Raw genomic sequence first — 14,180 nt, forward strand, 5'->3', positions numbered from 1 at the left:
GACGAGGATTATCATCGATGGAATTGATCGGCATCATCATCTTATTGGCGATCGCCGCCTATGCGGCACACACCTACAATGCCCTTGTCAGAGCCCGGCAGATGTCGCGAGAAGCCTGGAGCGGAATAGACGTGCAATTGAAGCGACGCGCCGACCTCATTCCCAATCTGATTGAGACGGTCAAAGGCTACGCGGCTCATGAGGCCCAAACATTCAGTGATGTGACTGAAATGCGCAGCCGGGCGGCAAATGTCGATCAAAATGACGTCAAAGGCCGAGCCGCTGCAGAAGGTATGTTGAGCCAGGCTCTCGGACGTCTTTTTGCCGTCGCTTAAGCCTATCCCGACCTTAAAGCCAATCAGAATTTTATAGAATTGCAGTCTTCGCTCGATAAAATCGAGCATGACATCCAGATGGCTCGTCGATACTACAACGGGGCCGCTCGGGAGCTGAATGTGAAAGTCGAATCCTTTCCCTCCAATATTGTAGCAAATACGTTCAAGTTCGATCAGGCAGACTATTTCGAAATTACCGACGATTCCGATCGGGCTACGCCAAAAGTGTCGTTTTGATTATTCTTGAAAAGCTTCCAATACTGGGGGAGGCATAATGGTTCGCTCCGCCTGCCTATCCGTTCTCTTTGGCTTGATCGTCCTTGCCAGCTCATTGAGCCGCGCGCTGGCCGATGAGTACATCCGGTCCTTTAAGAGTGACATTGCAATCGCCAGGGACGGTGAACTGACTGTCACCGAAACAATAAGCGTCAATGCGGAAGGCCAACGAATTCGCAGAGGAATTTATCGTGATTTTCCATTGCTGCAAAGAGACGCTGACGGGAAGGAACGAGAAGTCGGATTCGAAGTGGTGTCGGTAAAGCGCGACGGTGAAACAGAGCCATACAAAACCCAACGCGGTTCGCGCGCCATCCGAATTTACATCGGCGATGAAGATGTTTTTCTGGATCGTGGAGAATATACTTACGAGTTGATCTACAGTACTGACCGTCAAATACGCTTCTTCGATGATCAAGATGAATTGTATTGAAATGTAACCGGGAATTTCTGGGAGTTCCCGATACTGCAAGCTGAAGCGCTGGTAAAATTGCCCGATGGCGGCATTGTCGATCAAGTCGCCTACTACACAGGACCCTACGGGTCCAAAGGCAAGAACGCCGAGGCGGAGATCACAGAGGGCCGAAACGCCGTCTATTTCAACACAACAGATAAACTCGAGCCGCGTGAAGGCCTGACCATCGTCGTCGGGTTCCAGAAAGGCGTTGTGCTACCGCCAAGCGAGGCTCAAAGACGATCCTGGTACTGGCGCGATCACCGTGGCGATATCATTTCCATCGTGGTCTTGTTGCGTTGAACGTTTTGTTCTTTTTCCTTATCGGCGCGCCGACTGCGTTGGGACGAAAACTAATGGATGAACTAGAAGGTCTTAAAACCTATCTCAGCCTCGCAGAAAAGGATCGAATGAACCTGACGGGCGGACCACAAATGTCTGTCGGTCACTATGAAACCTTGCTTCCCTATGCTGTCGCACTGGGTTTGGAGAAGCCTTGGACAAAAGCCTTTGAAATCTGGTTGACAACTGCAGCAGCGGCTACTGTGGCTGCCACATGGTCTCCCGGCTGGTATCATGGAGGTTCATTTGACAGTCATCACATCAGCGATTCAATGAACAGCATATCGTCCGGGATCGAAAGCAGCCTGACATCTGCAATGCCTGCTCCAGAGTCATCATCGTCCGGATTTTCCGGCGGCGGAGGCTCTTCAGGCGGCGGGGGAGGCGGTGGAGGCGGAGGAGGGTGGTAGACCTACTCTTCAAACTTCTTGCTGGCTGCAAGTTTCTGCATGCGCCTCAAACGCATTCTTCGCACAACAGGTGAATTACTCCGGCAGATTCTGCCAAGTTGGCGATGACCAATGACGATGTTACGGCGCCGACCAGAAGCGGGTGTTGAACGAGTGTTTGGTTTTTTCATTTATCGACCGATTTTCACCAGCAATCATCGCTTGACAGAGTAATACCAAATAGTTTCGCGACGTAACAATCTGTGAATCTTATAGTCATACTGCATTACACTTGCAACAGTTGTACTGTCAGACGACCACAACGGACTTCATACTCAAAATCGTTTGCTGCACACCGCATTTTCAACAATACTGCTCGATGCCAAACAATTGCTTGTCCGTGTAGCGGAAACCGTGAGCAAAGCCTGCCGGAAGCAATTTTTCGATTGTATGCAACTGTTCGTCAGTGAGCTTGAGGTCACCGGCAAGCGCGTTCTGTTCCAGATGTTTTGCAGTGCGCGTCCCGGGAATGGCTATGATATGTTCGCCTTGCCTAAGCACCCATTCAAGCGCCATCGATGCGGGGTGCGCGCCCTGATCTTTGGCATATTCAATGAACGTCTGAACAGCTTTGCGATTGTAGCTGAAATTCGGTTCGGTGAACCGAGGGTTTTGGCGGCGAAAGTCGCGTTCTGTGAAAGCGGCAGGATCAGGGGTCTCGTCGGCAAACATGCCGCGTGCAAGCGGAGAAAATGCGACAAAGGCTGCGCCAAGCTCTGCACAAGCCTGAATTAATCCAAGTTCCGGAATGCGTGTCCATAGGGAATATTCGCTTTGAACCGCCCGAACAGGATGTATCTGTGCTGCGCGGCGCAACGAAGACGGTGCAATCTCTGAAAAACCGATGCCTCCGATTTTACCTTCAGCAACGAAATCCGCCATAAATCCGGTCACATCCTCTATCGGAATGGTTTGATCTCGACGATGGACGTAGAACAAGTCGACGTGTTCGACTCCGAGACGGCGCAGCGATTCCTCAAGGGTAGTGCGCATATGGTCTTTTGAGTTGTTGAAGCTCCTTGGAGGCCCGGCGACAATTCCAGTTTTCGTCGCTATCGAGAAGCGATGCGGGTGCAACTTTAGGAAGCTGCCGATCACACTTTCGGAGAGGCCAGCTCCATAGACGTTCGAGGTGTCGAGATGCGTGACCCCCAATTCAGCCGCTCTGGCAAGAGTGCGGTGTGATTCAGCTTCATCTGTCGCGCCGTAAAAGCCGGCAAAGCTCATGCAGCCGAGCCCAACAGCGCCTACCAGAGGTCCATCCTTCCCAAGCATTCTCTTGTTCATAGACATCTCCGATGTGATTGATTTCAAACTGACTGGCGCGGAAAAAGCCGGCTAATTGGTATCGTAATATTATATCATCTGATGTGAAACAGTATTGCGCCATTATTGACGTCTCGGTTTAAAAACAAATGAATGAACATCCTTGACCTCAAGTTAAGTTGAGCTCGTAAAGTCACGCTCATTTCCGAATCTGTGGTTGGTGGCGACTGGATGGCAATTGTGGAAACAAGTGGTAAAGAGATGGTTCGTTGGCGCGAACTTATCAAAACAGGTCATGCGTCAGCGCTTGTTCTTGTATGTCTCGGGATCTGGTTGCACGCCGCTGATGGATTGCTTGTCGCCACCATGATGCCGGCAATTGTAGCTGATATCGGCGGAATTGGCGCGTTGCCCTGGAATATTGCTCTCTACGAAGTGGGGTCCATTGTATCCGGCGCAGCCAGCGGTCTCCTGACAACGCGCTATGGCGTAAAGACGCCAATGGCCGTAGCTGCGTTTCTCTTTTCGGTCGGGTGTCTGGTCAGTGCTTTTGCTCCATCCATGAATGTTGTTCTGGCTGGCCGATTGTTCCAGGGTTTCGGCGGCGGCGGCATGATGGCGATGTCTTTTGTATCCATTGCAACCCTGTTTCCGTCGCGCCTCACAGGTCGTGTGATTGCGGTTATCTCGGCGCTTTGGGGTGTTGCATCGTTCGTAGGACCGGTTCTTGGCGCGCTGTTTGTTGAATACCTTTCATGGAGAGCCGGATTCTTCGCCTTCGCCGGACAAGGCATATTCTTGGCGGTCTGGATAGCATCCAGCAGTCGCATACGGAGCACCGCTGCAGACACTGGTGACAACAGTCCGTTTCCAATCCGGCGTTTGCTGTGGTTGACCGCTTCCATTGTCTCGATTGCCTGGGCCGGCATTGAGGTGTCGTTGCTCAAAACGACCGCCTTCGTGGCTCTCGCCCTCCTGCTTCTGTTCCGCTTTTTACAGCTCGATATGGCGTCAGGCAATAACAGGCTACTTCCCAGAAATCCCGTCGATGTCAGACGGGCGACAAACGCCGCTCTTGCAGTCGTATTCTGTTTTTCAGCGGCTACGATTGCCATTGGACTTTACGGACCAGTTCTCATGATGGCCGTGCACGGCGTATCCATCCTGACAGCAGGATCTGTGCTTTTATGCGAATCCATCGCGTGGTCGGTCATGGCAGTGATCGTATCCGGTATTTCGGAGCGACACGACAGGACGATGGCGGCCATCGGGATGTGCATCGTCGCGTCAAGTATCGCCTGCCTGGCCTGGTCCATTCCGCATGGTCCGATATGGTTCATTTTCATATCCGCAATTCTCATGGGCAGCGGTTACGGAATGGCGTGGACGTTTATTCTCAGAGTGGCGACACAGACGGCGGATGAGGATGACGTTAGCAGAGTGTCTGGCGCTATGCCGACGATTCAGAGGCTGGGTTTCGCATTCGGCGCAGCCTATTTGGGGATCGTCGCCAATTCATCCGGAATAGCCGCGATGGGTGTTGCAGGCAGACCGGAGCCAATAGCTATAGCGGTATTCGCAGCCCCACTCTTGCCGGTCATGTTCGGCCTTGCAGCTCTTTATATGTTTGCTCGACCGCGCGAGTGATCGAATTCGTAAACAGCGCGTTTCAGCCTAGCTTAACCGATTGGATAGCATGAATAGCCAGCGCCCCGCCTTCGAACCACAACTGTCGCATCTGTTCGAAATTCTCGGAATAGGATTCGACCGGGCGAAGGGGCAGTTCGGAATCCGTGTCGGCTGCAATGGATCGGGCGACAGCTTTGCCGAATACACTGCCGGGAGCTATTCCCCGACCGGAATAACCGAATACGGCGTATCCTGAATTGCCGAGCTTGAGAATTCTTGGAAGATGATCACGGGTCATGGCGATCCGTCCCGTCCATCCATGCACCAAGGGTTCTTCGGCCAATTGTGGAAACAGTGATGCGAGTTTTCTCTTTGCCCATTGCTCATGAATCAAAGCCGCCGGATGGTCCAGCGATCCAATGCCGCCAATGATCATTCTGCATTCACTATCAAGACGGAAAGACGACATGACCAGAGCGGTGTCCCAGCATCCTTCAAGCTCGGGCAGGATTGATCCACGCGCCTGGTCAGACAGTGGTGAAGTCGCAAACTGGCAGTAATTCACTCTTGTATGCCCCATAGATGGCATGCCATCGGTCGCAATGGTGTAGGCGTTGGTGGCAATCAGAAGACATCGCGCGGATACAGTGCCTGTTGGCGTGACGACCAGCCACAGTTTATTTTGCCGCTTTATCGCCGTTGCCGGCGTTTTTTCGCAAAATCTGGCCGACGCCTTGATCGCGGCCCGCGCCAGGCCGCGGCAATATGCCAGCGGATTGATCGTCCCCGCGCGCGGATCAAACAACGCGCCCCCGAATGCAAAGCTGCCGGTGCGCGCCGCGGCTTGACGCGCATCAAGAATGTCGACGGGAGCCTTGTGCCGTCTAAGCTGCTTGTAACGGCGCTCCAGGTCTCGCAATCCGCCACTGGAGTGAGCGCAATGCAGCGTTCCATTTCTTATGGCGTTGCATTCGATGGAATGTTTCCGGATCAGTTCGAAGACGAGATCAGGTCCGCCGGAAAGATATTCGTTGAGCTTGCGTCCTTCCTGGGCGCCTAGAAGGTGCTCGACGTCTTCTGGCGGCGTCCACAAACCGGCGTTTACCAGGCCGACGTTTCGTCCGGAGCCGCCAAAACCAACGTTCTCCGCTTCTAGCAGACAGACACCCAAACCCGCCTCTGCGGCGTGAAGAGCGGCGGAGCACCCCGTGAAACCGCCGCCAATTATGACCAGATCGGCAGACATATCACCTTCAAGCCGGCCGGCGTCCAAAGGCTCACCGGCAGAGACAGACCACACGATGCTATCGAGTTGCATCAATATCCGTCTCCAATCGAGGCTGGGAATTGTCTTCCACTAGATGTCGAAAGACACGCCCTGCGCCAGCGGCAAGCTGGCGGAATAATTGATCGTGTTGGTGGCGCGGCGCATATAGGCTTTCCAAGCGTCCGAACCCGACTCCCGTCCTCCACCGGTCTCTTTCTCTCCTCCAAACGCTCCGCCGATTTCAGCGCCAGACGTTCCAATGTTCACGTTGGCTATGCCGCAATCCGAACCACTGGCGCTAAGAAACTGTTCCGCCTCACGCATGTTCAAGGTGAAGATTGATGAGGAAAGTCCGGCGCCAACCGCATTGTGCAGGGCGATAGCCTCGGAGAGTTCGGTGTACTTCATCACATAAAGAATAGGCGCAAACGTTTCCTCAAGAACAATACCGCTTTGTTCCGGCATTTCCACCAGAGCCGGCCGAACGTAAAAGGCTTCGGAATTGCCAATATCGACACGACCGCCGCCGGTTACCGCACCGCCTTGCTTTACAGCTGACTCCAGTGCAGCCTCCATGGCTTCAAAGGCATTGCGGTCGATGAGAGGGCCGACAAGGACATCCTGCTCAAGCGGATTGCCGACCGATACCGTTTCATAAGCTTTTTTCAAACGGGGCACGAGTCGATCGTAGATATCTTCGTGGACGAAAAGCCTGCGCATCGACGTACAACGCTGCCCCGCTGTGCCGATTGCCCCGAAAGCAATCGCGCGCAGCGCCATTTCGAGGTCCGCGGAGGGGCAAACGATACCGGCGTTGTTTCCCCCGAGTTCGAGAATCTGTCTTGCGAACCGGGCGGCGAGCCTCGGACCTACCAGTCGGCCCATGCGCGTCGATCCGGTTGCCGACACGAGAGGAACCTTGGTGTTGTCGACAAGCGCCTCACCAACGTCTCCTGCGCCAATTAAAACCGTCAGCAGATTTTCCGGAGCATCCCCGAAACGAACAAGCGCCTTTTTAAGAATTGCCTGACACGCGAGCGCGGTCAGCGGCGTTTTTTCGGACGGCTTCCAAACAACTGAATTGCCGCAGATGAGCGCCAAGGCGGAATTCCAGGACCACACCGCCACAGGAAAATTAAATGCGGTAATGACGCCAACCACGCCAAGCGGATGCCAGGTTTCCATCATGCGGTGACCGTCGCGCTCCGTGGCGATTGTCAAACCGTAGAGTTGCCGCGACAAGCCAACTGCAAAATCGCAGATATCGATCATTTCCTGAACTTCGCCCGCGCCTTCGGACGGAACCTTACCGACTTCAACAGAAACCAGTTTTCCGAGATCCTCTTTGGCGTTTCGCAATTCTTCTCCAAGAAGCCGGACGAGTTCGCCCCTACGGGGCGCTGGCACGTTGCGCCATTGCAAAAATGCGCGGTGAGCTTCCTCAATCTTCGATGACACCTGTTCAGCGCCAGTCTGTTGGACTTTCGAGATATTTTCACCGGTTAAAGGCGTTGAGACCACCAAATCACCTGACGTGTAAAGTTGTTCTTCCACGCCGAGTCTGGATAGAATTCTTGCGGTTTCATTGGCAATCATTGTTTTGGCTCCTGAACGTTTCATTACCCGCTCTTCATGATGGTTGGGAAGAGGCATTTCAAGATCGTGTTAGCCCTTGACACGTATTCTCTTTGATAAGCAATTGTCTCCATACGGTATTGTTGGCGTCCGCCGAACAGGATCAGCCAGATAGGGAGGAAACTATGAAACAACCATTCATCAAACGCACAGCCTTGTTCGGCTTTGCGGGACTGCTTGCGCTCAGCCTTGGTTCCGCGACCCAGGCGGAAACGCGCGTGACTTACAAATCCGCCAAGTCAGGATCGTCCTACTATCAGATGGGCGTTCAGATATCGGAGGCCGTCAAGGAAGCATCCGACGGTGGAATCATCGTCACGAACGAAGAAAGCCAAGGGTCGGTCCAAAACGTTATGGAGGTGAGGGGGCGTGGCGCAGACTATGTCTTCACAACGCCTCCTTCCCTGGTCACTCTTGCGCAGCAGGGCGAGGGCCCCTTCGAGGGAAAAGGTGATCCGAAATTCGAAACTATTCGCGCCTTGTTCCCGATACCATCTTTAACCATGCATTTCGTCATGTCCAAAGAAAGCGGCGTGACCGACTTCGAACAACTGGCGGGTAAAACGTTGCTTCTTGGCAAGGGCTCGTTCGGCGCCAGGGAAGGCGCGCGTTACCTCAAACTGTTCGGGCTTGAGGGCAAGGTGAAGATTGCCGATGTGGAGCTTTCAAACGCTGTGCCAGCTCTGAAGAACGGACAAATAGACGGTTTCGTGACCGCGGGTTCCTATCCTGCGCCCAATGTCACCGAGGCGGCCGCGTCACTTCCCATTACGATCCTGTCGATGACCGGACAGGAAATCGAGGAGACAGGACGAACCCAGATCGTCATCCCCGCAAACACTTATGCGGGCCAGACTCAGGAAGTGATCACCACCTCGCTTCCAGTTGTCGCCTATACAACAACCGAAATGGATGATGATACGGCTTATGCGCTTACGAAAGACTACTGGGACAGTCTGCAACACATGACCAATTCAGCCCCGTGGTGGAATGGGGTCAACGAGACGCTTATGCCGAACATGACAGGCAAGGTTCATCCAGGAGCGGCCAAATTCTACAGGGAAGTCGGTTTCCCAACTGACGCATCTCTGAAATAAGTCATATTGTTTCCTGTTCGTCGGCGGCATTGACTGATCGGCGAACGGGAAACTTCGAGTTTCTGCATGTTCCAGACAATCAGCGAGACCTTGAAACCTATTCGAGTCGTCTGGATATCTCTCGCTCTCGTTCTTGTCGCATTTCATCTTGGCCTGATTTTCTACGGGCTCGTCTCCAATCTTGTTAGTCGTCCATTGCACATGGCGCTGGCACTTCCCTGGATTTTTCTTTTCGCCTCCAATCCCGGTTGGTCGAGAATTACCGGGTTTGTTTTCTGGCTGGTCGGCACATTGTCCTGCGTGTGGATCGTCGTCTATCACGAGGCGCTTGCTGACCAGTACGGCTTCCTGGAAAATCGCTGGCAATTGTTTATCGCCAGCGCCCTGTTGATCGTTGCGCTAGAGGCCGCTCGCCGGGCGATCGGCTGGCCGCTGCCTCTCATAGCGATGCTTGCCCTCGCTTATGGACTGTTTGGCCAATATGTGCCTGGTGAATTCGGCCATTCGGGCACTCCGCTTGGGAGTTTTTTGGGCACCTTGACGATCGCCGAAGGCGGCCTGTGGGGTAGCCTGACCGGCGTCTCCGTTTCTGTCGTTGCGATCTTCGTTATATTCGGCGCATTTCTCAACGCTGGCGAAGCAGGACAGGGTTTCATGAATGTCGCCGTGCTTTCGGCTGGTCGCTTGAAGGGAGGCGCAGCCAAAATATCGGTGATTTCGTCAGCGCTGTTCGGTTCGATTTCCGGATCGGCCTCGGCCAATGTCGCTTCGACAGGCGCAATCACTCTGCCGGCCATGACGAAGCTTGGCTATCCGCGACGTCTGGCCGCCGCCGTCGAGGCCGTAGCCTCGTCCGGCGGACAGATCATGCCGCCATTGATGGGAGCAGGGGCCTTCGTCATGATAGAACTGACAGGCATTCCCTACACAACGATAATGGCGGCGGCTTTTCTACCGTCGCTATTGTATTTCTTGACTGTATGGATTGGCATCAACGCATATTCCAGCCGATACGACCTGAAAGCAGTTAGTTCAGCCGACCAGCCCACCATTCGCGAAGTAGCTGTTACCGCCGGGTTCTTTCTTATTCCTTTCTCCATTCTGATGTGGGGAATGTTTGGCGCAGGCTACACGCCGCAATTTTCCGCCTGTATGGCGATCGTTGTATCATTTGTCTTGCTCTTTGCCGGGTCTGACTTCGAGTGGAACCTGAAACGTTCAATGCAGCGAATTGAAAACGCACTGATTACGTCGGCCAAACAGGTCTCGATGATTGCATCGATTATTCTTTGCGCCTCTATCGTTATTGGCGTCCTTTCAATCACCGGACTCGGGGTGAAAGTGACGTCACTCATTCTTTCTGGCTCCGGCGGAATGCTGTGGCCATCACTTCTCTTGACGGCTGTCGCCTGTCTTATACTCGGGATGGAAGTTCCGACGACCGCCGCCTACGTCATTTGCGTATCGATCGCGGGGCCAGCCCTGATTGAACTTGGCCTTGAACCGCTTCAGGCGCACCTCTTCGTTTTCTGGTTCGCGCTCCTTTCAACGATTACGCCACCCGTTTGCGGTCCAGTTTTTATCGCAGCAGGAATGATTGGCGAGAACTGGATAAAGGTCGCCGTCACGGCAATGTCTCTGGGGATAGGCCTCTATATCATCCCGCTCGGCATGATCGCCGACAGCGTTATTCTGGATCCTGTCGGGCGGCCTTTCCCGGCGCTTCTGGCGTTCCTGCAACTCGCCATCGGCCTCGGACTGATTTCCTGGGCTATCATCGTGCGCAGAACATTCTGGACAAGAGTCTTTCTGGCGACGCTCGGAGCCGCCGTTGTCTTTTCTCCAGTTATCATCAAGGCTTTGGTCGCGTCTGCGTGAAAAAACCGGAACCTTGCGGTTAAACAAGGCTCCGGTTCGAGGCATGCCCCCCGGCAATGCTGTAGAGTGTCAGATGCGTCCCGAAAAACGCGATACAAAACGAGAAATTGACGGTCAGGGCTGCGCACCAAAGGCGCTGCAAGCATCTGATGAGTCGCAATGCTAACGACTTGTCCAAACGAGCAAAATACCAAATTCCCATTTTCTTCAGAATTTTTTGACCTTAGATCAAAAAACCTCGGAATGTTGCCCGAACGCAACGAATAGCGCGCCTAAAGATCGGAGCCCTGCCACAGAAAGGGCTGGACAGGGCAAGCCTTTTAAAACAAGGTCGGGAAATATTTCGGATTCAGGATATTTTTCTATGACATTTTGGGTCTTGCGACAGACATTCAGCACTTCGGCAGCAGCGAGACAAGCTATGAACGACATTATCATTCCAGACGAAGCGCCATCGGGACGACGCAGAGGCGGCAGAGACAGGAAACGCGCCGCTGGCGGCGCCGTCCAGAAGCCATTTCAACAGCCGGTTCGCGCGTTTACACCGATTGATTTGGCGTCGGCAGAAGAAGTCGAGAAAATACACAAAGCTTCGCTGCGGCTGCTTTCCGAAACCGGGATTCGCGTTCTGCATGACGGTGCTCGCGAAATTATGAAAACGGCCGGCGCGGAAGTGATTCCGGGCCGAATGCGTGTCCGGATGGATCCGGACCTCGTCATGGAGTCGCTCCAAACAATTCCGTCGCAATTTACCCTGCATGCCCGTAATCCAGAACACAATCTTCAGGTCGGCGGCGACAAATTAATCTTCGCGATGATGGCAAGCGCGCCGAACTGCTCTGATCTGGACCATGGACGCAGGAGCGGTAATCAGGACGACTTCCGGAATTTTCTGCGATTGGCGCAGATGCATTCGATATTGCATACGGTTGGCGGTTATCCGGTCGAGCCAATAGACATACATGCCTCTGTGCGACATCTCGAATGTATCTCAGACCTGCTTACCCTAACGGACAAGACGTTTTGCATCTACTCGCTCGGCCATGAGAGGGTCATTGACGCCATCGAAATGACTAGGATCGCGCGCGGTGTCAGCGCAGATACCCTTCGTCGAGAGCCCTCCGTCTACTCGATCATCAACACCAATTCGCCGCTTCAACTCGATATTCCGATGATGCAGGGCATTATCGATATGTCGGGAATGGGTCAGCCGGTCGTCATCACCCCGTTTACGCTTTCGGGAGCAATGGCTCCGGTGACGATACCCGGCGCGCTCGTCCTGCAGAATGCGGAAGCCTTGGCCGCGCTCGCATTCAGCCAGATGGTCAATCCCGGCGCTCCGGCCATGTATGGCGGATTTACATCGAACGTCGACATGAAATCCGGTTCACCGGCATTCGGAACTCCGGAATACATGAAAGCGCAGCATCTGGGCGGGCAACTCGCGCGACGCTATGGGATTCCATATCGCACATCAAATGTCTGCGCAGCCAATACCATAGACGCTCAGGCAGCCTACGAATCCGTATTCTCTCTCTGGGGCGCCATCAATGGCGGAGGTCATTTTATCAAGCACGCAGCCGGATGGCTGGAAGGCGGCCTGTGTTGCTCATTCGAGAAAACCATCCTCGATATCGACCTTCTGCAAATGGTGGCCGAATTCCTCAAGCCAATGGATTTCTCGGAAGACGAGTTAGGATTGGAGGCGATTGCAGAAGTTGGTCCTGGCGGTCATTTCTTCGGCAGTCCACACACCCAATCACGCTATCAGGACGCCTTTTATTCGCCGATTCTCAGCGATTGGCGGAACTACGAGACATGGTTTCAGGCGGGCAAACCCACCGCAATGCAAAAAGCCAACCGAATATGGAAAGAGCGATTGGCCGAGTATCAGCAACCGGATATCGACCAGGCGGTTGCTGCGGAATTGCGGGATTTTGTCGAGCGAAGAAAGGCCGAGGGCGGCGCTCCGACTGACTTTTGAAGTTCGAATTGCAGGAGGAGACAAGACAAGCCGATGAAGGTCTCGATACCGGAAACGATTGAAGAGTGGAATGCGCGGGGCTCGGAGTATTTGCCAGGCCATTTGGGCTTCCAATTCATGATGGTTACGCCTGAGCGGGTCGAGGCGCAGTTCACCGTTCACAAGCATCTGCTCGCATGGAACGGCTTTCTTCATGCAGGCTCAGTGGTCACGTTGGCGGATACCTGCTGCGGCTATGGCACAGTTGCATCATTGCCGGATGGAGCAGTCGGTTTTACGACCATAGACCTATCCACAAATTTCCTCGGCACAGCCCTTGAAGGCGTTGTCGACTGCGTTGCGACACCCGTGCACAAGGGAAGGATGACGCAGGTTTGGGATGCGGAGGTTGTTTCTCAAAAGAGTTCAAAAGTGATGGCAAAATTCAGTTGCACCCAGATGGTGCTCTGGCCGCGCGACTAAGCACACCTTACTCCGAATGACGTATTTGGCCATTGCATTACGTAGACCTCTTCATCTACCGCTTCTGACCAACGGTGTTCCAAGACGCCACACATGAAACGGGCTCCGCTTGGCATTAAAAAAAAAAAGTGCCAAACGAAGCCCGGTGGCCGAAGCCAAATGCAATAATTTACGTAATACAGCCACACCGCCCTGGGCTGTGAGCCTTGAAACGGCTTGAACTTACTAAAACGATACAGAATTGAAACCGGGCTCGCCTAATGCGTGTCCTTTTCTCTCCGACAATTGCAAATATGTCACAGTTTTAGCGCGAAACTGGATCTATGTACTACCGCCCATCACCGCGAGGTGCACGGAAATGACATCTCGCGCCTGAAATTTCAGTTCTTTCTCGGGATTGAACTGGAACAGAACAAGCTCTCTCTCATTCCAGCGCACGAATCGTTTCACATAGGCCATGATGGTCTCGCGTTCATTGTCGCGAATCTGCGCCACGACGAAGTCGCCGCGCCGCGCTTTCTTGACCGGATTGACGTAGACAACCTCGCCATCGAAATATCGCGGCTCCATTGAATTGCCGTTAACGTAAACAGCATAAGCGTCGATGACCGATGACAAACTTGGTGGCCGAAAAACATCCTCAAGTTTCTCTCCATTCAATACGAATTCACCATCGTCTCCGCCGACTGCCTGTCCATAAACCGGTACATCGTTGGCGTTATCCATTAAAAGTGAACCAATCGCTGCATTTGACCCGTTTTCTTTCAGGTCGGAGAAGTCTGCAGTCGGAACATCCTCCGATCCAGGGCCAAACATGAGATCAACTGGCGAAATACCCAGATGAGGGGCGAGCTTTTCCGCCCATTCCTTCGACAGTTGCCGTTCCCCGGCTTCAAGTCGATTGATCTGAGGTTGCGAAGTCTGAACCCTTCTTGCCAACTCCGTTTGTGTGAGACCACGTTGCTCACGCAGTTTCCTGATGGCGTTCATTCCGCAGTTCCGATCCTCATTCCGTGGAGCTCGATACGCGCAATTTTATGCGCTTCAATACAGGCTCAGGATTGACAAATATACCAAAATGGCATAGTGTGTAAACGGTATTTAAT

Annotated in this window: 9 protein-coding genes and 3 pseudogenes; 8 read left to right on the forward strand and 4 right to left on the reverse strand. The window is 53.5% G+C overall.

Translation table 11 applies throughout. The features are described from left to right. Window positions 1-17: 17 nt before the first annotated feature. From AAFN47_RS02695 to AAFN47_RS02705, 3 pseudogenes are all read left to right on the forward strand, one after another. A pseudogene (locus tag AAFN47_RS02695) lies at window positions 18-572 on the forward strand (LemA family protein). Between the two features lie 37 nt (window positions 573-609). Next, window positions 610-1,368: pseudogene (locus AAFN47_RS02700) on the forward strand (DUF2207 domain-containing protein). Continuing rightward, window positions 1,353-1,817, forward strand: a pseudogene (locus AAFN47_RS02705) (DUF2207 family protein); the annotation flags it as partial. The pseudogenes AAFN47_RS02700 and AAFN47_RS02705, both read left to right, overlap by 16 nt. 342 nt (window positions 1,818-2,159) lie before the next feature. Here AAFN47_RS02705 and AAFN47_RS02710 read toward each other — a convergent pair. Further along, the gene (locus AAFN47_RS02710; RefSeq protein ID WP_499807664.1) at window positions 2,160-3,143 is read right to left on the reverse strand and encodes an aldo/keto reductase; all 984 of its coding nucleotides are present in this window, start codon (window positions 3,141-3,143) and stop codon (window positions 2,160-2,162) included. A gap of 210 nt (window positions 3,144-3,353) precedes the next feature. On the opposite strand from AAFN47_RS02710, the gene AAFN47_RS02715 reads away from it, so the two are divergent. Then, window positions 3,354-4,769 carry an MFS transporter gene (locus AAFN47_RS02715; protein ID WP_499807665.1) on the forward strand — a complete coding sequence of 472 codons (1,416 nt, stop codon included), beginning with the start codon at window positions 3,354-3,356 and terminating at the stop codon, window positions 4,767-4,769. A 22-nt stretch (window positions 4,770-4,791) separates the two neighbouring features. Here AAFN47_RS02715 and AAFN47_RS02720 read toward each other — a convergent pair whose 3' ends face one another. Continuing rightward, window positions 4,792-6,069, reverse strand: a complete 1,278-nt coding sequence (locus AAFN47_RS02720) for an NAD(P)/FAD-dependent oxidoreductase (RefSeq protein WP_499807666.1) — start codon at window positions 6,067-6,069, stop codon at window positions 4,792-4,794. Window positions 6,070-6,108: 39 nt separating this feature from the next. Next, window positions 6,109-7,638 carry an L-piperidine-6-carboxylate dehydrogenase gene (amaB, locus tag AAFN47_RS02725; protein WP_499807667.1) on the reverse strand — a complete coding sequence of 510 codons (1,530 nt, stop codon included), beginning with the start codon at window positions 7,636-7,638 and terminating at the stop codon, window positions 6,109-6,111. A 140-nt stretch (window positions 7,639-7,778) separates the two neighbouring features. Between amaB and AAFN47_RS02730 the strand changes: the two genes are divergently transcribed. From AAFN47_RS02730 to AAFN47_RS02745, 4 genes are all read left to right on the forward strand, one after another. Then, entirely contained in the window at window positions 7,779-8,750 is a 972-nt protein-coding gene (locus AAFN47_RS02730; RefSeq protein ID WP_499807668.1) for a TAXI family TRAP transporter solute-binding subunit, read from the forward strand. A gap of 66 nt (window positions 8,751-8,816) precedes the next feature. Continuing rightward, entirely contained in the window at window positions 8,817-10,628 is a 1,812-nt protein-coding gene (locus tag AAFN47_RS02735; RefSeq protein WP_499807669.1) for a TRAP transporter permease, read from the forward strand. Window positions 10,629-11,049: 421 nt separating this feature from the next. Further along, window positions 11,050-12,612 carry a trimethylamine methyltransferase family protein gene (locus AAFN47_RS02740; RefSeq protein WP_499807670.1) on the forward strand — a complete coding sequence of 521 codons (1,563 nt, stop codon included), beginning with the start codon at window positions 11,050-11,052 and terminating at the stop codon, window positions 12,610-12,612. A 33-nt stretch (window positions 12,613-12,645) separates the two neighbouring features. Next, the gene (locus AAFN47_RS02745) at window positions 12,646-13,074 is read left to right on the forward strand and encodes a PaaI family thioesterase (RefSeq protein ID WP_499807671.1); all 429 of its coding nucleotides are present in this window, start codon (window positions 12,646-12,648) and stop codon (window positions 13,072-13,074) included. 321 nt (window positions 13,075-13,395) lie between these two features. Here AAFN47_RS02745 and AAFN47_RS02750 read toward each other — a convergent pair whose 3' ends face one another. Continuing rightward, a complete protein-coding gene (locus AAFN47_RS02750) occupies window positions 13,396-14,064 on the reverse strand; it encodes an XRE family transcriptional regulator (protein WP_499807672.1) in 669 nt (222 codons plus the stop codon). Window positions 14,065-14,180 lie beyond the last annotated feature (116 nt).

Origin of the sequence: Hoeflea sp. CAU 1731, assembly GCF_039888615.1 — a bacterium.
Classification (GTDB): domain Bacteria; phylum Pseudomonadota; class Alphaproteobacteria; order Rhizobiales; family Rhizobiaceae; genus Flavimaribacter.